Source organism: Zoogloea sp. GW822-FHT05C07, assembly GCF_058800215.1.
This window is the reverse complement of sequence record NZ_CM179510.1, coordinates 3,350,482-3,376,061: the sequence shown is the minus strand read 5'-3', so window position 1 is coordinate 3,376,061 and position 25,580 is coordinate 3,350,482. Positions and strand designations below refer to the sequence as shown.

Below are 25,580 nucleotides of genomic sequence, written 5' to 3'. Positions count from 1 at the left end.
CTACAAACTTGTTCTGATTTTACATTTAATTCTTGAGCGTTGAGCCGGGCATCCCCGGTTTCTCGCAGCGGACATCCCGGTACGGGCCGCCGATCCTCTCCCACCCGCTTCCCGGTGAGGTCTGCGTGCAGAACATCTTGCCGTTCAGCTTGCTGCGCCACAAATACCAGGGCGCCGGTGCCGCCAACGCGACCGCACAGAAGATCGCCGATGCGAGGGCGAAGGCTGGCTTCCGTTTCATCGCGTCTTCCTTTCTCCGGTTGCCCGCGCTACATCAGAAGCCGACCCGCAGTGACAACCGGAAAGTCCGGGGTTCCGCCGGATGGGTGTGGATGTCGCTCACCGGGGCGCCCTCGCCGCTCAGCTGCGAACTGTAGTAGTAATCGATGTCGCTGACCTTGCGGTTGAACGCATTGAGTACATCGAGAGACAGCTTCAGGCGCGCATCTATCCGGTAGCCGGCGCGCAGACTGACCAGCGTCGAGCCCTTCGAGCGCACCGAATCGTCCTCGATCAAGGGGCGCGGACCAAAATAGCGCAGGCGCGCCCCGCCCGACCACCTGCCACCGGCGTCGTAGCTCACCCCCACCGACGCCACCTTGCGGATCGCACCGGGGACATCATCACCCGGCACGCTGTCGTCCACCCGCGTATAGCGCGCTTTCGAGATCGACAGGTCGGCGTCGACGATGGTCGCCGCGTTCGGCATCCAGTAGTTGGCCCATTCGATCCCCGTCCGCTTGCTTGGAAAGCTCGGCTCCGTCGTGCCGGCGTCGCCGGAGAACACCAGTTCCGACGCGATGTCCAGCCGCCACAGGGACAAGGAGGTCTGCAGGCCGGGGATCAGCGCACTGCGCACGCCCACCTCGTAACCCTTGGTGCGCACCAGCGGCGTCGAACCCGCCACCGGCGTGCCAAAGCCCGGATCACGGAAATCCGGGTTGGTCTTCACGGTGATGCCGCGGGCGTCGTTGCTGTGGAAGCCGTAGCCCATGTTCAGGTAGTACTCGGTCTTGCGCCAAGGCCCGAAGATCAACGACAGCTTCGGGCTGCCGATGCTCGCATCCACCTTGCCGGAATTGGCCGGCGTATCGGCGCTGACATCGAACGCGTAGAAGTCCTTGCGCCAGCCGACGCTGCTACGCAGCCAGTCCAGCCACTGGGCCTGGCTCTCCGCGTAGAGGCTGATGCTTCTTTCCCGCACGCGGTCCTGCGCCACCGTGCCCCAGCGCTGCCGCGCGGTCGTCGTGTACAGGCCGAGCTTGCCGATATCGTCGAGGCGGGACTGCAGGCCCAGCGTGAAGTCCGTGCCCTGGGCCAGCCAGTCGCCGTACCAGGTCTGCGCCAGATTGAAGCCATACACCTTGCGCCGGTCTTCCTGCTCGAACTGGTCGCCGGGGCCCGGATTGCAGCCGAGGGTGCAATAGGTAAAGTTGGACCACAGGTTGAGGCCGTAATCCATCGCGTACACATTGCCGCGCAGCCAGCCGCGCTCATCCTTGCGCGACCACTCGCCGGACAAACTGTAGCGATGGGTCCGGCCACCGTCGCTGGAGTCCAGGTTGCCATAGCGGGAGATCAGCCCGGCCTCCACCGCGCGTAGCGGTACCTGATCCGTCGAAGCCCATTTGGCGGTGTAGGCCATTGCCGCCACCGACCAGCCGTTGGCGCGCGTCCCTTGCGAATAGCGCAGCAGCCCGTTCAGCTTGTCGAGGTCCTCCGGCATCGACCACGGGCCATTGTTTCCGGCCCACTCCAGCGCGTAGAGGAGATGGCCGTCGCCAACGGCCGGCGATCCGGCCAGCAGCGCACGCCGATAGCCATGACTACCGACGGACAGATCGACGAAGTCCTGATCCAGCTTGCGCGCGTAATCGATGGCCGCCGATCCCGCCGATGCGAAGTCCCCCGCGTCGGCCGAATACGGCCCCTTGCGGTACTGCATGCTGTCCACCAGCTCGGGAATCAGGAACTGCAGGTCCGAATAGCCCTGCCCATGCGCATGGGTCGGCATGTTCACCGGCATGCCCAGCAGGCTGGTCGCGAAATCGGTGCCGTGGTCCAGGTTGAAGCCGCGCAGGTAATACTGGTTGGCCTTGCCGTCGCCGCTGTGCTGGGAAACGATGAGCCCCGGCACGACCTCCAGCACCTCCGCCGGACGCAGCAACGGACGGTTCTCCAGCTGCCGCGCCGTCACGTTCCCTTCCGACGCCGCGCTGGCTACACCGACCAGATCCTGCGCATCACTGGCGCTCACCTCGACCACATCCAGCGTCTGGATGCCGCCCGCGTGGGCCCCGGACGCCCCCATACAAGCGGAGGCCAGGAGGAATTGCCTGAAACGGTTTCGTTCTTTGCGTTTGCCGGACGTCATCAGGAAGGATTGCCACGACACCCGGCCACCACGGAAACCGCAGCAGGCCTGCATCGCGCACTCGTATGATCATTTTAAAAATAATCATACAACTATCGTGCCAACGCTCAGACAGCGGCTTTCAGCGGGCATCCACAGCAATCCTGCACAGAGTTCGATCAGACAATCGATCACCTGGCACACACTTTGGAAGGCTGCTTACCGCCCACCCGCCACATCAAGCACGGCGCCAGTCGTGTACGACGCCTCCTCCGACAACAACCACAGCACCGCCCGCGCCACTTCGTCCGGCGAGCCGCCACGCTGCATCGGAATGCCGCTCTTGAGGCGCTCGACCCGGCCGGGGTCGCCGCCCGAGGCATGGATGTCGGTATCGATGATCCCCGGCGCCACTGCATTCACGCGGATGCCTTCGGCCGCCACCTCCTTGGCCAGGCCCACGGTCAGCGTCTCGACGGCTGCCTTCGAGGCGGCGTAATCCACGTATTCGCCGGGCGAACCGAGGCGCGCCGCGCGGGACGACAGATTGACGATGGCTCCGCCGGCACCGCCATGGCGCGTGGACATCCGTCGCACCGCCTCCCGCGCGCACAGAAAGCTGCCCAGCACATTCGTCTCGAAGACACGCCGTATCCGGCTGGCGCTCATGTCCTCGACGCGCATCTGCACGTCCAGCACGCCCGCATTGTTCACCAACGCATCCAGCCGCCCGAAACGGCTATCGATCTCCGCGAACAGGCGCAGCACGTCCTCCTCGCGGGACACATCGGCCTGCACGGCCAGCGCCAGCCCGCCGGCTGCGTTGATCTCCCCGACCAGGGCATCCGCTGCGGAGTTGTCCTTCACGAACGACAGGCACACCCCGTAGCCCCGCTCAGCCGCCAGCCTCGCAATGCTCGCGCCGATCCCGCGGGAGCCGCCGGTGATCAGGATGATCTTTCGGTCCATGCCTGCCTCCATCGGCGCTATCAGGGCGAGCGCTTGCGGTAGTGCGCCTCGGCCATTCCGACCGCGGCCTCCCACAAGGCAGGGGCGCCGCGTTCGATCGGCGGCTGGCAACGCGACTTGATCTGTTCGAGCGTCACCTCGCACTCCACCCACGTCCCGCCGTCCGTCGCCGCGTTGTGCAGCATCGGCTGGAAGCGGTCGAGGGCCTTGGCGAATTTCGCGTCGTCGCTCTCCGCCGCCTCGAACTCGAACCACAGCTCACGGAACTCGGCCGCCTGCGCATCGGGCAACAGGCCAAACAGACGCTCGGCGGCGAGCCGCTCGCGCTCGTCCTGCCCGACATGCGTCGCCGGCACGTGGAAAGGCACATCACCGGCGTCGATCTCGACGATGTCGTGGATCAGCAGCATCTTCACGACACGCTGCACATCGACCGTCCCGGCCGCATGCCCGGCAAGCACCAGCGCATACATCGCCAGGTGCCACGAATGCTCGGCGCTGTTCTCGCGGCGCGAACGATCGATGAGCGGCGACAGGCGCACGACGCTCTTGAGACGGTCGATTTCCTTGAGGAAAGCCAGTTGCCGTTCCAGGTCGGACGAGATCACTTTGCCGTGCTTTCTTTGAGACTGGGGGATGGGCGAGTCTAGCAGAAGGGCGTCGGCGCCCCCGGTCAGCGGCGCACGCGGGAGGCCGCTCCTATGAATCGTCGCACCGATGAAACCCGCCCCCGTATGAGGCCACGCAGATCCACACCCTCATCATCGCTCAACGATCTGAATTGAACGGAGGACTTCGACAAGCTGCTCGCGCTGCGTGGCCAGAGGCTGCGCGGAATTCATCGAGAGATGCAGCTCGATCCAGCTGCCCGCCCGGACCACATGCGCATGGATGTTGGTCATGTTGACATGGAGCGAACCATCGACCTGATCGGACTCCACCGTGTCCCAGTCGCCGGTCTTCCTTTTGACAACATTCTGATGCGCCAGCGTCCTGCCCCGCAGCACGGTGGGCGGGCTTTCCTTAACACCCTCGAATCGGGATGCTGGCTCGAACCACCCTGACAGCCGAATGCCCCGTGCATCATCGCTGAATATGAAATACCTGGGACTCGCCGTCGCACCGCTCACGTTCCGCGGCAACTCCCGTTTGAAACCGGCTCTTGGCAGGCGAATGGACAAGCTGGAAACCGGAACGGTGATTTCGAATGCCTGGGCTTGTTCCGTTATGGCGATCGACTGCTGAGCGTCAGCCGACCTGGGAGCCCCGAACACCAGCGGTTCCGTGGGACCAACGCTGGCCTTGCCTGTGATGTAGGCCAGCTTCCCGTCGCTGCTTTGCTGAAAGGGAAACCTCATCTTCACCGCCTCACCGTCACGCCGCTCGAGGACCAAGGTGATGACATTGGGTGAAACCGTATCGCTGATGGACGGGTCCGATTCACACGTACCAATGGCGGCCATGACAAAGCCCTCCGCTCTTGCCTTCGGAGCCAGAAGCGCCCCGATCTTCTCCGCGGACGGCTCCCCCAACTGCCTGACCTGCTCCGCGGTGAAAGCAAAATCGACCGTGGCCTTGTCACTGGCATCCAGCTTGGGATCACGGGCAAGCGACGACCACGGAAGACACCCTTTGCCTTGTTCAAATTGATAACGTATCGCGCCACGTACCCGGCTGATCAAGGGCACAAACTCACTCAGCAAATCACTGGCGGATTGAGCGGCGTAGCTTGTGCTGGATTGCATTGCCATGCAGGCAATGATGGACAGGGTAAATCTGCGGGGCATGGCGTTTCCAAAAATTGATCGATCAATCACGACGGCGCTTGGGATGAACCCTCTGCTATTTCCCACACCACGCCCTCAGTCGTGCGCGGCCCTTCACGTAACAGCGACTGGCCAGGTGATCGACAGGAATCTCAATACTGGAGCGATTCCTGTATTCACAGCGCAAGACGAGTTGCCGATCTGTTGCCTGATACCCACGGATATCCCAAGTCGCGCCATGCTCATTATCCGGCACCAACTCCACGTTCTCGGCAACGGCCCCATCGAACAAGCGACCATTCGTCAGTACGTTGTTCCTGTCGCCATCGAACCTGGGGCACTCGGAGTGCTGACCGTAAGCCCCGAACGGCAGAACGGCCAACCACGCACATGCGAATCCAATCGTGTTCCTCACACTAACCAACGGCCCCACCCGACGAAGAAGACAACTGGCAAAGATTGGCAGACCGCCATTCACCGTCTCGCGCAGCCGATTCGAGCATGCCCAGCGTTATCTTCATCTTCGGCTTTTGCTTCCGGAGGCTGGGGAGAAGCCATAGCCCCTCCGCTTCGAAGTAATTCGATAGATCAAAGTCTCCCCGCTCCACACCAAAGAGGGCCGCATAGCGCTCCATGAACTCGAAGGCGTCGTCTCCGGCCAGTCCGAGATCGAGCACCAGATCGGTTTCTCTTGTGAGTACTTGCGAGCCCAGGACACGCGAGATGCCTTGGGTCGGAAGCGTTTCCACGAGGGCAATGAGATGCGGCCAGATAGCGTCGTCCCTGCTCACCACAGCTTGTCTTCCTTCATAGCCCGTGAGTTGTACTGAAAAACAGTATTGCTCATGATCTGAACAACATCGTATGCCAATACCGTCCATCCGACGCCTGGGACAAGCCGGCCAATAAACGCACCAAGGCTTCTTGTAAATGTAATCTTGAGTGTGGAGAGACTCGCGCCGGTCAGCGTTGGCAATACAAACGGTAGTTGCTGCTTGATCAAATGCCTGGATACGACGGATGCAACTGACGTTCCTTTTGTGGCACCCGCAAACTTTCCTCGGGTTGGCAAGAACGGCTGCCCAGAAAGAACTGCGACGGCGGCTGCAACGTCAGCACCTCCAAGTTGCTTGAGCGTCTGATCCACACCAATCCAGAAGAACAATTCTTCGCGGGTAAGATTGACATGGGCATCATATGAGTACAGGTTTGACATCTGCCTTCCTGACTAATTGATCTCGACTTTACGAATACAGCTTAGGTTGAGCGGGAGGGCCCATTCGTCACAGACCTTCCCATTGCGTTCAAAGAAGCGCGCCCCGACAGCACAGCCTCACGCGGTACTGGCCGCCTCCTTCGCTATCCGCGTCGGAGACCTCTTGCGATCCGACTTCTTCTTCAACCCCAGCGCTGCAACCTGATCAGAATCGGGGCCGAACTGGGCCTTGACCTGGCTTTTGACGCCGAGGATGGCGTCGTGGAAGTCGCGTTCGATGGCGTCCATCGCGTCGCGGGCGGCGGCGAGGGCGTTCTGGGCGTGGATCTCGGTTTCCTGGGCCTTGCGCAGGGCGTCGTGCAGACTGCCGACGGCGTCGAGGGAATAGTCCTGGTTGACCGGCGTGTAGCCGATGATGCCCTTGAGGCCGACGAAGGCGTCGATGTCGGCCTGGACGGTTTGCGGTGGGATGCGGGTGTTCAGAACGGTTGCCATGGATTCTCCTGTCGATGAATGCGAAGAAGCGGAATGCCGCCGCGACATATTACATTCGCATTGCAGCGACACAATCCATGACATGTAGTTTTTTGGAAAATTCCTGTATGGCCCACAGTGGGCTCCTCCGGGACCGTGCGTGGACGGACATTGGGGCGCCGAAGAAGACCTTCGGCGCCCCAATGTTGATGTTGCAGCGCTGCGCGCTCTACGTGCACGACCCGTACTTGATCGTGCACCGGTGCACGATCAACGTGCACCGCCCGTAGTTCATCGTGCACGCGCCAATGTTGAGCGTGCACCGCTCAGAGTTGATCGTGCACCCGCGCACGTTGATCTCACACCGGTGCACGTTGAGCGTGCACACGTGCACGCTCAACTCACACGCCTGTTAGAAGGACTTCGCGATGCTGATGAAGAACTTTTTCTTGGCGATGTCGGAGTACGAGGTGGTGTCGCTCAGGCTGAGGAAGTGTTTGTAGGCGTTGGGCTCGCTGGAGGCGGAGTAGAAGGCGCCGGCGCTCCAGCCGTCGGGCAGGCTGCGGGTGATGCCGAGCTTGTAGTAGTTGATGTCGAGGCCGGTGGAGTTGGCGATGACCTGGCGGCCGATCTGGCCGCTGAGGTTCCAGCCCTCGGCCACGTCGCGGGCGGCGTTGAGTTCGTAGAAGTAGGAGCCGCGCGTGCTGCCGGTGACGCCGGCGTTGGCGTCGCCGTAGAAGCCGCCGTTCACCGGGGAGTTGTTGGTGCTCCAGCCGAAATATTCGGTGAGGGTGCGGCCGGTCTTGAAGCTGAGCCAGTCGTAGCTCACCGACACGTAGGCTTCGGCGGTGTTGAGGCTGTTGGAGCGGTTGTAGCCGGCAAACGCCGAGTCACTCCAGTTGGCGCCGGGGTAGGTGTAGTAGATCAGGCCGACGTCGTAGCCGACGGCCTCGGTCACCTTGCCGCGGAAGCCGCCGTAGAAGTCCATCTCCACCGCAGCGCCGGGCAGCCAGTGGTCGGACACGTTGGAGGCGGCGAAGCCGACGTAGGCGCCGGAGGCGTGGTCGGCCTCGACGCTGAACTGCAGGGCCGGCTTGCCCCAGCTCTGGGACTGGCCGCGGAAGATGTAGTCGCTGACGAAGCTGACGCTGATCGGCACGGTCCAGGCGGATTCGCCGTCGGCCGCCGCGGCGGGCAGCGCGGTGGCCAGACAGGCGCCCGCCAGGGCGAAGGGAAGCGCAGTGCGCAGGGCGCGATGGGTTGCTGCGGGCATGACGATCTCCTTGAAGTGAATCAATAGGGGGTAAGACGAAACGGGTTTGGGCGCGGCGCCGGCAGCGGGCCGCGCGGGCGTTCAGGCGGGCGGAGTTGTCTCCAGCGCGGGCAGGTCGGCGTCGCCTTCCAGCAGCGCGTGGCTGTCGCTGTCATCCTTCAGGTCCACGCCGCTGCGGCCGAGGCGGCGCGCGCCGGCGATCAGGAAGGCCAGCTTGCGGGCGGCCTCCGCGTAGGGCAGCCCTTCGGGCCGCACGTTGGAGATGCAGTTGCGGTTGGCGTCGGTAAGGCCGGGGCGCGGATGGGCGGTGAGGTAGAGACCGAGGCTGTCCGGCGACGACAGACCCGGCCGCTCGCCGATCATCATCACCAGCTGTTCGGCGCCGAGGATGTGGCCGATCTCGTCGCCGAGTGCGACGCGGGCCTGCGTCGCCACCACCACCGGCAGGGTCCGCAGGTCGGGAAAGTACGGCAACAGCGCTTCCAGCAAGAGCTGTGCGTGGCTGCGGGTGGCCAATGACGACAGCCCGTCGGCCACCACGATGGCCAGCTTGGGCGCCGCCGACCACATGCCCGGCGCCTGCTGCGCCAGCATGTCCGCGCTGTCCGGCGCGAGGCGGCGGCCCCAGTCGGGGCGGCGCAGATACACGCTGCGGTCGGCCGCCTGGCTGTGCACGGCGAGGGTGTTGAAGCCGGCCTCGTGCAGTTCGCCCTGCAGGGCCGGCACGTCCAGCGCCTGATGCACCGCGTCGCGGGCCTGGGCGTGGGCGGTGCCGAAGCGCAGCACCTCGCGGGTCGGCAGGCTGACGCCGCTGCGCCCGAGGGCGACCCGCGCACGGGTGAGGCTTTGCAGGCGCAGCCAGGGGTCGGGGGTGACGATGGCGGGTTTGCTCATGATGCGCCCTCCTCCTTACAGACGGCCGGCCAGGGCCAGCAGCGGTTGGGTGTCGCCCTGGGGCAGCAGCTCGCCGCGGTAGTCGGCGATGCCCATGCGTTCCAGCCAGTCCTCGAATTCCGGCGCGCGGCGGCGGTCGAGCACGCGGCGCAGGTAGAGGGCGTCGTGGAAGGACGTGCTCTGGTAGTTGAGCATGATGTCGTCGGCCCCCGGCACGCCGATGATGAAGTTGATGCCGGCCACGCCGAGCAGGGTCAGTAGGGTGTCCATGTCGTCCTGGTCGGCCTCGGCATGGTTGGTGTAGCAGATGTCGCAGCCCATCGGCAGGCCGAGCAGCTTGCCGCAGAAGTGGTCCTCCAGCCCGGCGCGGATGATCTGCTTGCCGTCGTAGAGGTATTCCGGGCCGATGAAGCCGACCACGGTGTTCACCAGCAGCGGCTGGTAGCGCCGCGCCAGCCCGTAGGCGCGGGCTTCGAGGGTCTGCTGGTCGGCGCCGTGGTGGGCGTTGGCCGACAGGGCGCTGCCCTGCCCGGTCTCGAAGTACATCACGTTGTTGCCGACGCTGCCGCGGCCAAGCTGGCGAGCCGCGGTGTTGGCCTCGTCGAGCAGCGCGGCGGTCACGCCGAAGCTGCGGTTCACCGCCTCGGTGCCGCCGATGGACTGGAACACCAGGTCCACCGGGGCGCCCTTGTCGATGGCGCGGAGGGTGTTGGTAACGTGGGTCAGCACGCAGCTCTGGGTCGGCACGTCGTACTGCTCGCGGAACTCGTCGATCAGGCGCAGCAGCGTGGTGATCGCCGGCAGGCTGTCGGTGGCCGGGTTGATGCCGATCACCGCGTCACCGACGCCGTAGAGCAGGCCATCGAGCATGGAGGCGGCAATGCCCTTCGGATCGTCGGTCGGGTGGTTGGGCTGCAGGCGCACCGCCAGCCGGCCGGGCAGCCCGAGGGTGTTGCGGAAGCGCGTCACCACTCGGCACTTGGCGGCCACCAGGATCAAGTCCTGGTTGCGCATCAGCTTGCTCACCGCGGCGACCATCTCGGGCGTCAGGCCCGGTGCGAGGGCCTGCAGGCTGTCCGCGTCGGCGGCATCGGAGAGCAGCCAGTCGCGCAGTTCGCCGACGGTGAGGCCCGCCACCGGCGCAAAGGCCTCCACGTCATGCTCGTCGAGGATGAGGCGGGTGACTTCATCCTCCTCGTAGGGCACCACGGCTTCCTGCAGGAAGCGGGCGAGGGGCACGTCGGCCAGCGCGATGCGGGCCGCCATGCGCTCCTCTTCCGAGGCCGCCGCCACGCCGGCGAGCATGTCGCCGGAGCGCGCCGGGCTGGCCTTGGCGAGCAGGTTCTTCAGGTCGCCGAAGGCGTAGCGGCGCAGGCCGAGGGTGCAGGTGTAGCTCATGGTCTAAAACTCCGGGCGTGCGCCTTACTCGGCCTCGGCGGCCAGCGCCGCGATGGGGGCCGCTTCGCGCTGCTTGTGGGTGAGCTGGAAGTAACCGTAGCCGAGGGCCAGGATCAGCACGAAAACACCGGCCAGGAGCGGGTTGAACCAGGCCACCGTGGCCAGGCAGATCAGCGCGCCGGCCAGCGCGATGGCCGGGAACAGCGGGTAGAACGGGGCCTTGTAGGGCCGGGCCAGGCGCGGCTCGGTGGCGCGCAGCTTGAACAGCGCGGCCATGCTGAGGGCGTACATCAGCAGGGCGCCGAAGACCGACATGGTGACAATGTTGGCGGTGAGGCTCTGGCCGCCGAAGGACAGCCATTCGTCGCTGAAGATCGCCGCGATGCCGACCACGCCGCCGGCGATGATGGCCCGGTGCGGGGTCTTGAAGCGCGGATGGACCTTGCCGAACCAGCCCGGCAGGTAGCCGGAGCGGGCCTGGGCGTAGATCTGGCGGGAGTAGCCGAGGATGATGCCGTGGAAGGAAGCCACCAGCCCGAACAGGCCCAGCCACACCAGCATGTGCAGCCAGCCGCTGGATTCGCCGACCATGGTCTTCATGGCCTGGGGCAGCGGGTCGTTGATGTTGGCGAGCTTGGTCCAGTCGCCCACGCCGCCGGCAAACACCATCACGCTGACCGCCAGCACCACCAGGGTCAGGATGCCGCCGGTGTAGGCGATGGGGATGGAGCGCTTGGGGTCCTTGGCTTCTTCGGCGGCCATGGCCACGCCTTCGATGGCGAGGAAGAACCAGATCGCGAAGGGGATCGCCGCGAAGATGCCGGGGATCGCCGCCATGGAGAAGCTGTCCGCGCCGCTCCAGCCGCCCTTGGCGAAGTTGTCCATCGAGAAGCCCGGCGCCACCACACCCATGAAGACCAGCAGCTCGAAGATGGCGAGCAGCGTGACGAACAGCTCGAAGGTGGCGGCGATGGTCACGCCGACGATGTTGAGGCCCATGAAGACAATATAGGCGCCGGTCGCCGCGATCTTCGGGTCGAGGGACGGGAACTGCACGTTGAGGTAGGCGCCGATGGCCAGCGCGATGGCCGGCGGCGCAAACACGAACTCGATCAGCGTGGCCATGCCGGCCAGGTAGCCGCCGGTGGGGCCGAAGGCGTGGTAGCTGTAGGCGAAGGGGCCGCCGGCGTGGGGGATGCTGGCGGTCAGCTCGGTGAAGCTGAAGATGAAGGTGCCGTACATGATGGCCACCATGATGGTGGTGACCAGGAAGCCGAGGGTGCCGGCCGAGGCCCAGCCGAAGCTCCAGCCGAAGTACTCGCCGGAGATGACCAGCCCGACGGCGATGCCCCACAGCTGCCAGGTGCCAAGGGTCGCCGCCAGCGCGGGAGAGGACTGCTTTGTTGCGCTCATGATTCACTCCTAAGGGATCGATGGGTGAATCGTGGATCAGCGGGCGGGGTGGCACGTAGCAAGTTTCAGCACCGCAATAGCAAGATTCGGCACGACTGCAATCAGCCTGCAACACACCGCCCAAAACGCGCACCAGCCCTGTGCCGACCCCTGCCGCAATGCACCAAGAGGGTGGCTGGCGCGGGCTTTCCGCGCGCCGCGGCACCCTGGCAGCGGCGCGCCCTGCCCTGCCCGACGCCCGCAGCGGCAAGCCCTTCCGGCAAGTAGAGTGCCAGCGGTACGCGGCTTGCTTCGCGCTTGCCATGACTCATCCGCAGGACACCTCCATGAACAGCCTCCTCCCGCCCCCGTCCGCCCGGCTCCGCCCCCTGCGCCGCGTGACCCGCGCGCGGGATGCGGACGAACAGGCCCACAACCTGTCCCAGTGGGACCAGCGCTACGACCAGCTGTCGCCGGGCCACTTCGAGGGCAGCGTGACGGAGCTGTGGCTGCCCAAGACCCAGGTCTTTGTGGAGAGCGCCAACCGCCAGCTGCGCCAGACCTGCGCCGCGTGGCCAAGCTCGGTGTGGTTCGGCATTCCGGCGGCACGCGACGGCATGATGGCGATGGGCGGCAAGGCGCTGGCGTCGCAGGCGGTGTGCGTGCGCGACGGTGGCGCCGAGTTCGACCTGATCACCGCGCCGGATTTCGACCTGTTCGGCATCGTGGTGGATCGGCTGGCCTTTGCCGACTACCTGGAGAACACCGCCCATCAGGATCTGGACCGCCTGCTGCAACAGGGCGACGTGCGCAACCTGGCCCCCGGCCACAAGGAGGCCCTGTGCGCGACGCTGGCGGGCATCCTCGCCGACGCGGAGGGGCCGGTGGCCAGCCCGGGCTATACCGCTGAGGAACTGCAGCTGCGCATCTTCGACGCGCTGGCGGCGATGCTCACCGGCCAGCACAGCCAGCCGGCCGCAGCGAGCCGTACGCGCCTGCAGCACCAGCAGCTGGTGGACAAGCTGCGCCGCTTCGTCCTCGACCACCCCGAGCAGCCGCCGGCGATCCCGGACCTGTGCGCCCATCTGCACGTCAGCCGGCGGGCGCTGCAGAACTGCGTCGAGGACATCACCGGCCTGCCGCCGCTGGCCTACATGCGCAGCCTGCGCCTCAACGAGGTGCGGCGGGAGCTGCGCTACGGCGAGGGCCGCCGGCCGATATCGAGCGTTGCATACGACTGGGGTTTCACCCACATGAGTCAGTTCGCACGGGACTACAAGCGGATGTTCGGCGAATTGCCGTCCGAATCCGCCCGCCAGGGCTGAGCACCGTCCAATAAGAAACGGCGCCATGCGGCGCCGTCCGGACTGCGGAAATGCCTCTGAAGGCCTCAGGGCCGTGAAGGGAAGATGCCCTGCAGAGCCATGAAACACTTCACCACAAGGTAGGGCTGCATATTGTTGAACGGGGTGCCGCTGCCGGTCGCACTGGAAGTGGTGGCGGCCATCGGCAGCGCCGGGCCGTTGGTGGTGTACAGCGTGGTGCGCGCCTTGGAAGCCGGCATCGCGCCGGCCGGCGACACCGCGGTGGCGTCGGAACCGCTGCCCAGCGGTGCCACCTGGTGAGTGTGCGGAGGCAGGTTCGACACGATAAGGGTCTGGTTTTCCGTGCCGGCGACCTCTCCCTGGTCCCGGTTGCTGAGGCCGGGCCCCTGGCCGGCATGTATCAGCACACGGCCCCGCATGTCGGGCAGCGCAAAGGTGACGCGGCCATCACCGCCATAGGTGGTGCCGAGCAGAGAGAACAGCGCCGTGTTCTGGGAAATGGACAGCAGCTGGCCATTCAGCTCGGCCCAGCCCTGCGGCGCGAAGTTGAAGCCGGCGCACATGATCTGGCCAATGAAGGGCTCCGCCTGGGCCGAGGCGCCGGTGGCGAAGCCGCCCAGGGTGGCAAGGGTGGCGGTGACGAGGAGACGGTGGGTCAGGGTCTTCATGATGGGCTCCTTGGTTCGGGTTCGCAGATCAAGAACGGGAGGTATGCGCGCGCAGCGACGCGGCACCGATCGCCGTGGCCACCAGCAGCAGGGTGCCCGGCTCGGGCACGGTGTTGCCGCCACTGCGCGTGCGCGCAAGCGTGATGTCGTCCACCGTCACCGGGATGACGCCGCTGCCGTCGCCGACAGTCAGCGTGGCGCTGTTGAAGGTGCTGCCGTCGGTGGTGACGAAGCCGAGGTAGAAGGCGTAGTCGCCATTGCCGCTGGCGAGATAGTCGATGGACGAGATGGCCAGGCTCGTGCCATTGACGGTGAGGGTGACGGCACCGGCCTGGATGTCCAGCAGGTCTCGGCCCCCCACCACGTAGAGGCCGAAGCCACGCACCGGCGACAGGAAGCTGAAGACCAGCTCGTCGCCGGACTCGAAGGCGGTGTCCGGGTTGTCGAGGCCAAGGTAATTGGTACCGGAGGTGGTCCAGAAAGTGCTGCCGACGGTCGGCAGGTTGAAACCGGAACTGACGCTGCCGGCGGTCAGGCCGACGGTGAAGCCGGACCCGGCCGGCCCGCTGCCCGGCGGGTAACTGGTGCCCGGCGCGAGGCCGTCGAAGTTGGTGGTGGTGGCGGTGAGGCCGGCGATGGCAGCGTTGAAGTTGCCCTGGGCCTGGTAAGTGGCCAGCGCGGCAAGCGCCGGGGCACTGATGCCAACGGCCATGGCAAGGGCCACGCCGCGCAATGCAAGGGACAGGCATGAAGCTGGAGATTTCGGATGCATGTTCACTCCCGAGCAGGATTCTGATTGGAGACCGCAAACGGGGATCGGCCGTCAGCGACCGAAATTGCACACGGTGGTCTGGGCTTTGTTGCTCCTCACACTTTGGTAAATCATCGACGGCAGGCGCGGCGTGCCATTGCCGAGCCGCAAGGTCAGGGTTTCGGTGAACGCGTCATCCGCGCTGCCAGCCACGTAGCGCACCGCCTGAAAGCCGGGCTGGCCGGGCAGGCTGGCGTCTTCCACGTTGATGAGCGGGCGGCCGTCGGCGCTGTAGGCGGCGCCGCCGAGGGGGATGGAGATTTCGCGGTCCTGGATGGTGAGGCGCAGCTCGGCCGGCTCCACGTCCACCTTGAGGGCACAGTCGTAGCCGCCGGTGCTGCGGCCTGCATAGGTGCCCACCGCGCAGGAGATGCCCAGTTGTTCCTGGCCGCCCGGGGCATTGAGGTACTGGCTGATGCGCCCGAGGCAGTCGGCCAGGGCCGGCATGTCGGCGACGGCCACCTTGCGGAGGGCCTGCTCGCTGTCGCGCTGATCGGGCGACGTACCGCCACCGCACCCGGACAGGGACGAAGCCAGCAACAACGCGATGAACAGCAGCAGGAAGCGCACGGCATTCACACTCGCGAGAAAGGCCGGGCCAGCGGCCGGTTTCGATGCGGACCGTCGTCTGCGAGAGGTTTAGCAATTAACCTACCAATCCGGGTAGTGAATTTTAATTGCTTGATTCCTAAGACCTAAATGCGCTGTGCCGACAGTCCTGCGGAGGCGGTGCCCAGGCGGTGTAAAGATTCCCGACATGGAGTGCGGCATGCAAAAAGAAACGGCGCCTCGCGGCGCCGTCGGGAAATGCGGGCAGAACAGGACTTATTCCGGCACGGCGCGCTGCACGCGACGCTGGCGCACGGCCTCGGCCAGCACGTCGAGCACGGTGAGACTGTCTTCCCAGCCGATGCAGGCGTCGGTGATGCTCTTGCCGTATTCCAGCTCGACGCCGGGCTTGAGGTCCTGGCGACCTTCCTTGAGGTGGGACTCGACCATCACGCCGATGATGCGGTCGTCGCCGGCGGCCATCTGGCCGCCCACGTCGCGGGCCACGTCCACCTGGCGCTTGTGCTGCTTGCTGCTGTTGGCGTGGGAGAAGTCGATCATCAGCTTGCCGGTGACGCCGGAGGCGGCGAGTTCCTTGCAGGCGGCGTCGACACTGGCGGCGTCGTAGTTGGGACCCTTGCCGCCGCGCAGGATCAGGTGGCAGTCCTCATTGCCGCTGGTGCTGACGATGGCGGAATGGCCGGCCTTGGTGACGGACAGGAAATGGTGCGGCGACTGGGCGGCCTTGATGGCATCCACGGCGATGCGGATGTTGCCGTCGGTGCCGTTCTTGAAGCCCACCGGGCAGGACAGGCCGGACGCCAGTTCGCGGTGCACCTGGCTCTCGGTGGTGCGCGCGCCGATGGCGCCCCAGGCGATGAGGTCGGCCACGTATTGCGGCGTGATCATGTCGAGGAACTCGGTGGCGGCGGGCAGGCCCAGGTCGTTCACGTCGGACAGCAGCTTGCGGGCGATGCGCAGGCCGTCGTTGATGCGGAAGCTGCCGTCGAGCTGCGGGTCGTTGATGAGGCCCTTCCAGCCCACGGTGGTGCGCGGCTTCTCGAAATAGACGCGCATCACCACCAGCAGGTCGTTCTTGAGGCGCTCGGCCTCGGCCTGCAGGCGGTGGGCATATTCCATCGCCGCGGTGGTGTCGTGGATCGAACAGGGGCCGATGACGACCAGCAGGCGGTCGTCGGCGCCGAACAAAATGCGGTGGATCGCGCTGCGTGCCTCGAAGGCCGTTTCCGCAGCCTTCTGCGAAGCGGGAAATTCCCGCAGCACGTGGGCGGGCGGGGCGAGTTCCTTGATCTCCTTGATCCGGACGTCGTCGATGGGGGCTTTCGAGGCGGAATGCATGGTGAATCCTGTCGGCTGCTTGATATGAACCGTCGATTCTAGCCGATGCACCCGCCCGGAAGCCATGGCAGCCTTACAGCATGACCTGGGTACCCAGTTCCACCACCTGGTTGGCCGGCAGCTTGAAGTAGCTGGCCGCGCCTTCCGACTGGCGCATCATCCAGGCGAACAGTCCGCAACGCCAGGCGGGCAAGCCACCCGGACCGTCGACGATGCGGGCGCGGGCAACGAAGTAGGTGGTGGTCATCTCCTCCAGTTCGAGGCCGAACTTGGCGGCGAGGGCCAGCGCAGCCGGCAGGTCGGGCTCCTCGCGGAAGCCAAAGCGCGCATCGACGCTGTAGAGGCCGGGTGCCAGCTGGGTGACCGTCACCCGCTCGACGTCGTCCACCCGCGGAATGCCTTCATTCACCACGTGCAGAAAGATGATGCGCTCGTGCATCACCTTGTAGTGCTTGAGGTTGTGGAACAACGCGCTGGGCACCAGGCTCGGCTCGGATGTGAGGTACACGGCGGTGCCGAACACCCGCGGCACGTCGGGCAGCGGGCCGCGCACGAAGCCGGCCATCGGCACGTCGATCTTGCAGCGCTGGTTGGCGAGCAGCAGGCTGCCCTCCTTCCAGGTGGTGAGAAGCAGGAAGATCGCCGCGCCGAGGGCCATCGGCAGCCAGCCGCCTTCGCCGAGCTTGGTGAGGTTGGAGCTGAAGAACAGCAGCTCCAGCGCGCAGAACAGCGCCAGCGCGGCCAGCAGACCAACGCGGCGGCGGCCTTCGGCGGTAAGCAGGATGAAGGCGGTGAGCAGCGTGGTGATGATCATCGTGCCCGACACGGCGATGCCGTAGGCCGCCGCCAGCGCGCCGGAGGAGCGGAACTGCAGCACCAGCACGATGACCGCCACCAGCATCAGCCAATTGACGCTGGGGATGTAGATCTGGCCCTTCTCGGTGTCGGAGGTGTGCAGGATGCGCAGGCGCGGCAGGTAGCCGAGGCGGCCGGCCTGCAGGGTCATGGAAAAGGCGCCGGTGATGGTGGCCTGGGAGGCGATCACCGTGGCGAGGGTGGCGAGGCCCACCAGCGGCAGCAGGAACCAGTCCGGCGCGAGCAGGTAGAAGGGGTTCTCGATGGCCACCGGCGAGCGCAGCACCAGCGCGCCCTGACCGAAATAGTTGAGCACCAGCGATGGCCACACCAGGCCATACCAGGCGAGGCGCACCGGCCGCGCGCCGAAGTGGCCCATGTCGGCGTACAAGGCCTCGCCGCCGGTCAGCGACAGGAACACCGCCGACAGCAGGATGAAGGCGGTGTGCGGCCGTTCGATGGCGAACTGGATGGCATAGCGCGGATCGAGGGCGCGCAGCACCTCCGGTGTCTGCAGGATGCTGCCGACGCCCAGCGCGCCGAGGGCCAGGAACCACACCACGGTGATCGGCCCGAAGAACTGCCCGACCCGGCCGGTGCCATGCTTCTGGATCATGAACAGGCCGACCAGGATGCCGACGGTGATCGGCACCACGTAGTGCTCGAACTGCGGCGTGGCGACGCTGATGCCTTCCACCGCCGACAGCACCGAGATGGCCGGGGTGATGATCGCGTCGCCGTAGAACAGCGCGGCGGCGAAGATGCCGGCGCCCACCGCGGCGAGTGCCCAGCGCGGCCGGTGGGAGGCCCGCTGGGCCAGCGCGGTGAGGGCCAGCACGCCGCCCTCCCCTTCGTTGTCGAAGCGCAGCACGACCCACACATACTTGATCGAGACGATCAGCAGGCCGGCCCAGAAAAAGGCCGACAGCGCAGCCAGCACATTGACCTCGGAGGGGTCGATGCCGTGGGGGCCGGTGAAGGCTTCCTTGAAGGCGTACAGCGGGCTGGTGCCGATGTCGCCATAGACCACGCCCAGTGCGGCGAGGGCGAGGCCGACCAGGCCGGAACGGGAATGATTGTCGGATTGGCTCATGCAGGACTCCGGAAGGACTGATGCGATGGCTGGGGGTTTCAGAGCTGGAAGCGGTAGCCCACTCCAGTTTCGGTCAGAAAGTGACGGGGCTGCGCCGGATCGCTCTCCAGCTTGTGGCGCAGGTGCCCGACATAGATTCGCAGGTAATGGTTACTGTCGCTGGAGGCCGTGCCCCACACTTCGCGCAGCAGCTGGCGATGGGTCATCACCTGGCCGGCGTGGGCGATCAGCACGGCGAGCAGGCGGTATTCGATGGGCGTCAGCTTGACCGCCTCGCCGTTGCGGCTGACCAGGCGCCGGGAGAAATCCACCTCCACGTCGCCGAAAGCCACCTGCGCCACCTCGGTGTCGGCATTGGCGCGCCCACGCCGCAGCAGCGCCCGCACGCGGGCCTGCAGTTCGCCGATGGAGAAGGGCTTGGTGAGGTAGTCGTCGGCGCCGGCGTCGAGTACGTCGATCTTGTCGTGCTCGGTGGAACGGGCCGACAGCACCAGCACCGGCGCCGACGACCAGCGGCGGAAGTCCTGCACGAAGTGGGCGCCATCGGCGTCCGGCAAACCCAGGTCGAGGATCACCAGGTCGGGCCGGCAGTGGCCCGCCTCGACCAGCGCCTGGCGGCAGCTGTCGGCCTCCTGCACGCGGCAACCTTCGGACTCCAGCGCCGAGCGCACGACGCGGCGGATCTGGCGTTCGTCCTCGACGACCAGGATCTGCGGGCCGTTCATGGCAACACTCCGGATTCCAGCGCCTCGACATCGATGGCCGGCGGCAGACCGAGGGGCAGCGTGAAGGCCACGCAACCGCCCCCTTCGGGTGGATTGAAGGCGCGGATGGTGCCGCCATGAACCTCGACGATGCTGCGGCAGATAGCCAGGCCGATCCCCATGCCCGTCACCGGCCCTTCGCAGCCGCCACGCTCGAACAGCTCGAAGACCTGCTCCAGGCGGTCCGGCGGAAAACCGGCGCCGCCGCTCCTCACCTGCACTTCGAGCAGCTCGGCACCGGCGCGGGCGCTGACATGAACCGGCGTATCCGGCGGTGCGTACTTGGCGGCGTTCTCGAACAAGTTGCAGAAGACCCGCTCCAGCAGCACCGCGTCGAACTGCACCAGCGGCAGCTCACCGAGGCCGCTGGTGCGCACCGGATGGCGGGCCATCGCCGGGCCCAGCAGCTGCAGGCTGGAGCCGACCACCTCCTCGATGGACTGCCATTCCTTGCGCAGGCTGAGGCGGCCGCTCTGCAGGCGGGCCATGTCGAGCAGCTTGTCCACCATGCCGTTCACGCGCAGGGCCTGGTCGCGGATCCCCGCCGCCAGCTCGCGCGCCTCGTCCGGCAAGGGCTGGCGCAGCATCGTCAGGGAATCGGCCATGCCATAGAGCGCGGTCAGCGGCGTGCGCACGTCGTGGGACAGGGCCGACAGGATCGAGCTGCGCAGCCGCTCGGACTCCGCCTCCAGTTGCGCCGACTGGGCGGCGGCGACGAAGTGCAGGCGCTCCACCGCGGTCGCCGCCAGCGAGGTGAGGGCTTCCAGTAGCGGCAGCTCGTCGATCGCGTCCTCGGCCAGCGAAACGATCAACACACCGCACACCTCGCCAGCCCCGGCCAGGGGCAGGAAATGGCGGCGCCGGCCAGGCCGCTCGGAGGCCCCCGACTCGATGACGCGGCCGCTGTCGAGCACCATGCGGCCGATCTGCATGTCCAGCGTGCCGAGCGCGCCGGCCGCCAGGCTTTCCGCCTGCAGGTCATTGTCGGCGCCGGGCAGCAGCAACCATGCATCGGCGCCCAGCTGTTTGCCGATGAAGTCCTGCAGGGCCCGATCCACCTCACCGGGCTGGCGGGCGCCGGCCAGGCGCTTGGCGAGGCCGTATAGCGCGCGGGTGATGCGTTCCCGGTGGCCCGCATCGTAGGCCTGCCGGCGCTGGCCGGCGGTCAGCTGGCCGATCAGCAGCGACACCGCCAGCATCACCAGAAAGGTCACCAGGTACTGGCCGTGGCTGATCGCCAACGAGAAGCGCGGCGGCACGAAGAAGAAATCGAACAGCGCCACGCTGGCGAGGGACACCAGCACCGCCGGCCCGCGCCCGAGACGGCTGGCCACCAGCACGACGGCCAGCAGGAAGATCATCACCGCGTTGGCCAGATCGAGCACGTCGCGCAGCAGCAGTGCCACGCCCAGCGCCAGCACGCAGGCAAGCACGGCCAGCAGGTAGCGGAAGCGCACCGATTGCGATTCGAACAGCAGGCGGGTCAAGGGGACGGGCATGAAGCACGGCGCCGGTCGGGACGCCCGAGGGGAAGACGATGCAAATTGTTGCACCGCCCACATAAAAAAGGCGTAAACGCGTTGATCGGCAAAGTCGGAGGGATTGGATATACTGTATTTTTATACACAAATATCCAATGAAGCCTGTTCCACCCCGCGGACGCGGCAGCCGCCTGAACCCGGACAACCGCTTCGCCGCCTGGCGGCGCGACGGTTTCGACGACGGCTGGAAAGGCTCCGCTGACGCTGCCGACAATGCCGTAGAACCGCCCAAGGGCCCGGCGACAACGCTGATCCTCGACCAGGCCAGGTCGGTGATCACCCGCAACAGCTCGCCGGATGTGCCCTTCAACCAGTCGGTCAATCCCTACAAAGGTTGCGAGCATGGCTGTGCATACTGCTTTGCGCGGCCGACTCACGCCTACCTGGGCCTGTCGCCGGGGCTGGATTTCGAGACGAAGATCGCCTGGAAACCCGACGCGCCGGCCGTACTGCGCCGCGAGCTGGCCGCCCCCGGCTACCGCTGTCAGCCGATCGCGCTGGGCATCAACACCGACGGCTGGCAGCCGGTGGAGCGGCGCCTCGGCCTGACCCGCCAGTTGCTGGAAATCCTTGCCGAGACGCGCCACCCGGTATCCATCGTCACCAAGTCGGCGCTGATCGAGCGCGACGTGGACCTGCTCGCCGACATGGCGCAGGACGACCTGGTGCACGTGATGTTCTCGATCACCACCCTCGACCCGGCCCTGGCCCGCAAGCTGGAACCCCGCGCGCCGACGCCGGCCCGGCGCCTGGCGGCGATGGAACGCCTGCACACGGCGGGAGTGCCGGTCGGCACGCTGTTCGCGCCGCTGATCCCGGCCATCAACGACCATGAGCTGGAAGCGGTGCTCGAAGCGGCCCACGCAGCCGGCGGCGATACTGCCGGCTACGCGTTGCTGCGTCTTCCCTACGAATTGAAGGATCTGTTCGCCGACTGGCTGGACAGCCATTTCCCCGACCGGGCCCGGCATGTGATGAGCCTGCTACGCCAGTTGCGCGGCGGCGAGCTGTACGACAATCGCTTCGGCCACCGCATGCGCGGTGAGGGGGTGTTCGCCGATCTGTACAGCCAGCGTCTGCAGCGGCTGGCCGAGCGGCTCGGGCTCAACCGTTCGCGGCGGCGCCTCAACACGGCGGCCTTCCGCCCGCCGGCAAGGCCTGGCGACGACCGGCAGTTACAGCTTTTCTGAAAGGGAGAAGAAGCGGACTCAGCGCCGCAGGCGCCCGCCCCAGCCGATGCCGCCGTAACCGCGCCAGCCCGGGTAGCCCGGCGGATAGGCGTAGGGATAGGGCCACAGCGGGTCCCAGTAGGGTTGCGACTCCATGCGGTAGCGCTCCGCATCGGCCTTCGCCTTGTCGAGGGCGGCAGCCTGCTCGGTATCGCGGCGCACCTTGTCGGCGGTGGCCTGGTCGCGGGCCCAGCGCTCCTGGGCAGAGGTGATCGCATCGAGCACCTCGGGCGCGACGCCCTGCTCGCGCAGGCGGATCGCCTCGGACGGGCTGAGCGCATGACGGGTGCCGGTGCGTGCAAGGGTTTCCAGCAGCGTCGCTGTCGGCACGCCAGCGCGGGACTGGCGCACGATCTCGTCGAGGCTCAAGGGCGGCGCCGGGCGGGCCGCTTCGAGCCGCTCCAGCTCGGCCGGGTCGAGACGCTGGATGGCCTGCGGCGAAGACGACGGCGTCGCACAGGCGCCCAGCAGCACGGTGGCGGCAGCGAGGGCCGCTACCCGCAACCGGACAGGCTCCGGATCAGGCATCCCGGGCCAGCTTTTCATACAGGCCAACCACCAGATCCATCTGCTCGAGGATGCGTTCGCTGGTCGAGCCGACTGCCTCCGCGGCCTTCATCCGGTCGGCCGCGTCGCTGAGACCCAATGCGTTGCGGAAGAAGAACCACTGCTGTTCCACCAGCGCCAGTTCGGTCTTGATCTGTGACGTGTTCTGCGGGCTGGCCTTCAGGGTCTCGTGGGCTTTGGCGAATTCCTTGACCGCCGCGTCCAGCATCTCGCCGGCAGGGCCGGCATTGACGCCGAGCTGGCGGAAAAAATAGGCCTTGGCCATGCGCTGGGACAGCATGCGCTGGCGACCGGCAAGGTTCACTAGCTGGCCGGCCGGCGATCCGGCACTCTTTTCATAGGCCAGCGTCAGCTTGTGGGCCGCCGCCAGCACCGCCTCGCTGCTGCTCCACACCGCCTTGGGATCGCTGCGCAGGTCGTTGAGCAGCGGCCGGTAACGGCCCCACTCCTGCTCCAGTGGCGGCAAGGCGGCGCGCACCTCGTCGCTGGGCTGGATGGCCTTCAGCTCGGTCATCTGCGCGTCGAAGAGCTGCACCGAACGGCTCAGCAGGATGCCGGCCCGGTCGGGCTGCACGCCCAGCACGCGCATCAGCCAGGCCTTGGCGCTGCGCTGGGACAGCATGCGCTGGCGCCCCGCCTTGTTGATGGCCGCGGCCAGACTGGAAGCTCCGGCGGCCTCCGCTGCGGGCGCCGCCAGCGCCCCCTTCATCGCCAGGCTGGTGCAGACCCCGGCGAGGGCCAGGAAGCGCCGTCGCTCCATCGTGCTCAAGCGCCGGTACCACCGACGGTCAGGCCGTCGATGCGCAGGGTCGGCTGGCCGACGCCGACCGGCACGCTCTGGCCGTCCTTGCCGCAAGTGCCGACGCCGGGATCGAGGGCCAGGTCGTTGCCGATCATCGACACGCGGGTCAGGCAGTCGGGGCCGTTGCCGATCAGCGTGGCGCCCTTCACCGGGCGGGTGACCTTGCCGTCCTCGATGAGGTAGCACTCGGACGTGGAGAAGACGAACTTGCCGGAGGTGATGTCCACCTGGCCACCGCCGAAGTTGGCGGCATAGAGACCGTTCTTCACCGACGCGATGATCTCCGCCGGCTCATGCTGGCCGGCCAGCATGATGGTGTTGGTCATGCGCGGCAGCGGCAGGTGGGCGAAGGATTCGCGGCGGCCGTTGCCGGTGGGCGCGACACCCATCAGGCGGGCGTTGAGCATGTCCTGCATGTAGCCGACCAGGATGCCATCCTCGATCAGCACGGTGCGCTGGGTCGGGTTGCCCTCGTCGTCGATGGTCAGGGAGCCGCGGCGGTCCTGCAGCGTGCCGTCATCCACCACGGTGACGCCCTTGGCGGCCACCTGCTGGCCGATACGGCCGCTGAAGGCCGAGCTTTCCTTGCGGTTGAAGTCCCCTTCCAGGCCGTGTCCGATGGCTTCGTGCAGCAGGATGCCGGGCCAGCCGTTGCCGAGCACGACGGTCATCGTGCCGGCCGGGGCCGGGCTGGCACCGAGATTGACACGCGCCTGATGCACCGCCGCCTTGGCGAAGCCGGACAGCACCTCGTCGCTGAAGTAGCCGTAGTCGTAACGCCCGCCGCCGCCGCCGGAGCCCTGCTCGCGGTGGCCGTTCTCTTCCATGATCACCGACACCGACACCCGCACCAGCGGGCGCACGTCGGCGGCCAGGTGGCCGTCGCTGCGCGCCACCAGTACCACTTCCCAGGAGCCGACCAGGCTGGCCATGACTTCCTTGACGCGCGGGTCCTCGGCGCGGGCCATCGCCTCGAGGCGCTCCAGCAGCTTGACCTTGGCCACATCGTCGAGGGAGTCGTGGGGGTTGTCGGCGCGGTACAGAGCCAGCGGCGCCTTCCTGACGGCCTCGATCTTGTGGGTCTTGCGGCGGCCGCTGTCGGCGATCGCGCGGGTCGCATCGGCGGCGTCCTTGAGGGCCTTCAGGCTGATATCGTCGGAGTAGGCGAAGGCGGTTTTCTCGCCGGTGATGGCGCGCACGCCAACGCCCTGCTCGATGTTGAAGCTGCCCGACTTGACGATGCCCTCCTCCAGGCTCCAGGCCTCGGAACGGTGGTACTGAAAGTACAGGTCGGCGTAGTCAAGCTTGTGGCGGAACAGCTTGCCGAAGACCTTGTCGAGATCCTCGAAGTCCAGGTCATAGGGCTTCAGCAGCAGCTTGCTGGCCAGCTTGAGGGGGTTGGGCGGGGGATTCTGGCTCATGGTCTCTCGGGGAAAATGGGTGTTCTTCGGGTCAGCCGATCTTGCGGTGTTGCAGGGCCGGCAGGCTGGCGCGGACATCGGCGATGCGCGCCGGATCGAGGTCGGCAACGACCACGCCGGGGCCTTCCGGCAGGCGGGCGAGCACCTCGCCCCACGGGTCGATGATCATGCTGTCACCCCAGGTACGCCGCCCGCTGGGGTGCTTGCCGCCCTGGGCGCTGGCCAGCACGTAGCACTGGTTTTCCACCGCGCGGGCGCGCAGCAGCATTTCCCAGTGGGCCTTGCCTGTAGTGTAGGTGAAGGCTGCCGGCAGGACGATCAGGTCGACGGTGCCCATCGCCCGGAAAAACTCGGGGAAGCGCAGGTCGTAGCAGATCGACAGGCCGACACGGCCGCAGGGGCTCTCGAAGCTAACCACCTCGTTGCCGGGCTCGATGGTGGCGGATTCGTCGTAATACTCGTCGCCCTTGCGGAAACCGAACAGGTGGATCTTGTCGTAGCGGGCCACGCGCCGACCCTCGTCGTCATAGACGAGGGTGGAGTTCTTGACCTTGTCGGGCACCGAGGCGTCCATCGGACAGGAACCACCGATCAGCCACACCTTGTGCCGGCGGGCGGTCTCGCGCAGGAAAGCCTGGATCGCGCCACTGCCGTCGTCCTGCTCGCGGATGCGCACCTTGGCGGTTTCGTCGGCGGTGATCAGCGGAAAATACTCGGGCAGCGCGACGAGCTTCGCCCCCGCCTCGGCTGCCTCGGCGATCAGGCGCCCTGCGTCGGCCAGGTTGGCGTCCACGTCGGGGCCGGAGACCATCTGGACGCTGGCAATGCGGCAAAGCGGTTGTGTCATGGTCGTCTCCTCGC

26 protein-coding genes are annotated in these 25,580 nt (G+C 66.5%); 2 read left to right on the top strand and 24 right to left on the bottom strand.

The genetic code is table 11. The features are described 5' to 3' along the window. Window positions 1–25: 25 nt before the first annotated feature. The 13 genes from AC3QL2_RS15720 to eat all read right to left on the bottom strand — a co-directional run bounded on the left by AC3QL2_RS15720 (window position 26) and on the right by eat (window position 11,756). Window positions 26–241, bottom strand: coding sequence for a hypothetical protein (locus AC3QL2_RS15720; protein WP_493231411.1), 216 nt, complete (start codon window positions 239–241; stop codon window positions 26–28). A 33-nt stretch (window positions 242–274) separates the two neighbouring features. Then, window positions 275–2,311: a TonB-dependent receptor gene (locus tag AC3QL2_RS15715; protein ID WP_493231409.1), complete on the bottom strand. Its 2,037-nt coding sequence runs from the start codon at window positions 2,309–2,311 to the stop codon at window positions 275–277. Window positions 2,312–2,572: 261 nt separating this feature from the next. Next, the gene (locus tag AC3QL2_RS15710; RefSeq protein WP_493231407.1) at window positions 2,573–3,322 is read right to left on the bottom strand and encodes an SDR family oxidoreductase; all 750 of its coding nucleotides are present in this window, start codon (window positions 3,320–3,322) and stop codon (window positions 2,573–2,575) included. A gap of 20 nt (window positions 3,323–3,342) precedes the next feature. Continuing rightward, complete coding sequence (locus tag AC3QL2_RS15705) at window positions 3,343–3,930, bottom strand: HD domain-containing protein (protein WP_493231405.1); 588 nt, start codon at window positions 3,928–3,930, stop codon at window positions 3,343–3,345. A 153-nt stretch (window positions 3,931–4,083) separates the two neighbouring features. Continuing rightward, the gene (locus AC3QL2_RS15700; protein ID WP_493231404.1) at window positions 4,084–5,109 is read right to left on the bottom strand and encodes a hypothetical protein; all 1,026 of its coding nucleotides are present in this window, start codon (window positions 5,107–5,109) and stop codon (window positions 4,084–4,086) included. A gap of 55 nt (window positions 5,110–5,164) precedes the next feature. Beyond that, the gene (locus tag AC3QL2_RS15695) at window positions 5,165–5,353 is read right to left on the bottom strand and encodes an STY0301 family protein (RefSeq protein ID WP_493240415.1); all 189 of its coding nucleotides are present in this window, start codon (window positions 5,351–5,353) and stop codon (window positions 5,165–5,167) included. Window positions 5,354–5,504: 151 nt separating this feature from the next. Beyond that, entirely contained in the window at window positions 5,505–5,879 is a 375-nt protein-coding gene (locus tag AC3QL2_RS15690; protein ID WP_493231400.1) for a DUF1493 family protein, read from the bottom strand. After that, window positions 5,876–6,304, bottom strand: a complete 429-nt coding sequence (locus tag AC3QL2_RS15685; RefSeq protein ID WP_493231399.1) for an STM2901 family protein — start codon at window positions 6,302–6,304, stop codon at window positions 5,876–5,878. Before AC3QL2_RS15685 ends, AC3QL2_RS15690 begins: the two co-directional genes overlap by 4 nt. A 117-nt stretch (window positions 6,305–6,421) precedes the next feature. Beyond that, the gene (locus AC3QL2_RS15680; protein ID WP_493231398.1) at window positions 6,422–6,799 is read right to left on the bottom strand and encodes a hypothetical protein; all 378 of its coding nucleotides are present in this window, start codon (window positions 6,797–6,799) and stop codon (window positions 6,422–6,424) included. Window positions 6,800–7,190: 391 nt separating this feature from the next. Then, window positions 7,191–8,051 carry a TorF family putative porin gene (locus AC3QL2_RS15675; RefSeq protein ID WP_493231396.1) on the bottom strand — a complete coding sequence of 287 codons (861 nt, stop codon included), beginning with the start codon at window positions 8,049–8,051 and terminating at the stop codon, window positions 7,191–7,193. A gap of 81 nt (window positions 8,052–8,132) precedes the next feature. Next, window positions 8,133–8,945, bottom strand: coding sequence for an ethanolamine ammonia-lyase subunit EutC (gene eutC / locus AC3QL2_RS15670; RefSeq protein WP_493231395.1), 813 nt, complete (start codon window positions 8,943–8,945; stop codon window positions 8,133–8,135). Window positions 8,946–8,960: 15 nt separating this feature from the next. After that, on the bottom strand, window positions 8,961–10,343 hold the full coding sequence (locus AC3QL2_RS15665) for an ethanolamine ammonia-lyase subunit EutB (protein ID WP_493231393.1): 1,383 nt from the start codon (window positions 10,341–10,343) through the stop codon (window positions 8,961–8,963). Window positions 10,344–10,367: 24 nt separating this feature from the next. Next, window positions 10,368–11,756, bottom strand: coding sequence for an ethanolamine permease (gene eat, locus AC3QL2_RS15660; RefSeq protein ID WP_493231391.1), 1,389 nt, complete (start codon window positions 11,754–11,756; stop codon window positions 10,368–10,370). Between the two features lie 326 nt (window positions 11,757–12,082). On the opposite strand from eat, the gene AC3QL2_RS15655 reads away from it, so the two are divergent. After that, the gene (locus tag AC3QL2_RS15655; RefSeq protein ID WP_493231390.1) at window positions 12,083–13,060 is read left to right on the top strand and encodes a helix-turn-helix domain-containing protein; all 978 of its coding nucleotides are present in this window, start codon (window positions 12,083–12,085) and stop codon (window positions 13,058–13,060) included. Window positions 13,061–13,125: 65 nt separating this feature from the next. Here the strand turns inward: AC3QL2_RS15655 and AC3QL2_RS15650 are convergent, their stop codons facing one another. From AC3QL2_RS15650 to AC3QL2_RS15620, 7 genes are all read right to left on the bottom strand, one after another. Then, entirely contained in the window at window positions 13,126–13,728 is a 603-nt protein-coding gene (locus AC3QL2_RS15650; RefSeq protein ID WP_493231388.1) for a phage tail protein, read from the bottom strand. Window positions 13,729–13,756: 28 nt separating this feature from the next. Continuing rightward, window positions 13,757–14,500 carry a PEP-CTERM sorting domain-containing protein gene (locus tag AC3QL2_RS15645; protein WP_493231386.1) on the bottom strand — a complete coding sequence of 248 codons (744 nt, stop codon included), beginning with the start codon at window positions 14,498–14,500 and terminating at the stop codon, window positions 13,757–13,759. A 51-nt stretch (window positions 14,501–14,551) separates the two neighbouring features. Further along, on the bottom strand, window positions 14,552–15,109 hold the full coding sequence (locus AC3QL2_RS15640) for a hypothetical protein (protein ID WP_493231385.1): 558 nt from the start codon (window positions 15,107–15,109) through the stop codon (window positions 14,552–14,554). Window positions 15,110–15,364: 255 nt separating this feature from the next. Then, window positions 15,365–16,447 carry a 3-deoxy-7-phosphoheptulonate synthase AroG gene (gene aroG / locus AC3QL2_RS15635; protein WP_493231383.1) on the bottom strand — a complete coding sequence of 361 codons (1,083 nt, stop codon included), beginning with the start codon at window positions 16,445–16,447 and terminating at the stop codon, window positions 15,365–15,367. A gap of 73 nt (window positions 16,448–16,520) precedes the next feature. Next, window positions 16,521–18,395 (bottom strand): potassium transporter Kup, encoded by a 1,875-nt coding sequence (locus AC3QL2_RS15630; protein WP_493231382.1) that lies wholly within the window; start codon window positions 18,393–18,395, stop codon window positions 16,521–16,523. A gap of 38 nt (window positions 18,396–18,433) precedes the next feature. Further along, complete coding sequence (locus AC3QL2_RS15625; RefSeq protein WP_493231381.1) at window positions 18,434–19,120, bottom strand: response regulator; 687 nt, start codon at window positions 19,118–19,120, stop codon at window positions 18,434–18,436. Then, window positions 19,117–20,658, bottom strand: coding sequence for a DUF4118 domain-containing protein (locus AC3QL2_RS15620; protein WP_493231379.1), 1,542 nt, complete (start codon window positions 20,656–20,658; stop codon window positions 19,117–19,119). Before AC3QL2_RS15620 ends, AC3QL2_RS15625 begins: the two co-directional genes overlap by 4 nt. A 137-nt stretch (window positions 20,659–20,795) precedes the next feature. On the opposite strand from AC3QL2_RS15620, the gene AC3QL2_RS15615 reads away from it, so the two are divergent. Further along, window positions 20,796–21,890 carry a PA0069 family radical SAM protein gene (locus AC3QL2_RS15615; protein ID WP_493231378.1) on the top strand — a complete coding sequence of 365 codons (1,095 nt, stop codon included), beginning with the start codon at window positions 20,796–20,798 and terminating at the stop codon, window positions 21,888–21,890. An 18-nt stretch (window positions 21,891–21,908) separates the two neighbouring features. Here the strand turns inward: AC3QL2_RS15615 and AC3QL2_RS15610 are convergent, their stop codons facing one another. From AC3QL2_RS15610 to AC3QL2_RS15595, 4 genes are read right to left on the bottom strand one after another with little or no spacing between them, the layout of a single operon-like run. Beyond that, on the bottom strand, window positions 21,909–22,433 hold the full coding sequence (locus tag AC3QL2_RS15610) for a hypothetical protein (RefSeq protein ID WP_493231376.1): 525 nt from the start codon (window positions 22,431–22,433) through the stop codon (window positions 21,909–21,911). 16 nt (window positions 22,434–22,449) lie between these two features. After that, window positions 22,450–23,256 carry a type IV pili methyl-accepting chemotaxis transducer N-terminal domain-containing protein gene (locus AC3QL2_RS15605; RefSeq protein WP_493231622.1) on the bottom strand — a complete coding sequence of 269 codons (807 nt, stop codon included), beginning with the start codon at window positions 23,254–23,256 and terminating at the stop codon, window positions 22,450–22,452. A gap of 5 nt (window positions 23,257–23,261) precedes the next feature. Beyond that, window positions 23,262–24,719, bottom strand: a complete 1,458-nt coding sequence (gene tldD, locus AC3QL2_RS15600) for a metalloprotease TldD (RefSeq protein ID WP_493231374.1) — start codon at window positions 24,717–24,719, stop codon at window positions 23,262–23,264. Between the two features lie 31 nt (window positions 24,720–24,750). Continuing rightward, window positions 24,751–25,566 (bottom strand): carbon-nitrogen hydrolase family protein, encoded by an 816-nt coding sequence (locus AC3QL2_RS15595; RefSeq protein ID WP_493231372.1) that lies wholly within the window; start codon window positions 25,564–25,566, stop codon window positions 24,751–24,753. Window positions 25,567–25,580 lie beyond the last annotated feature (14 nt).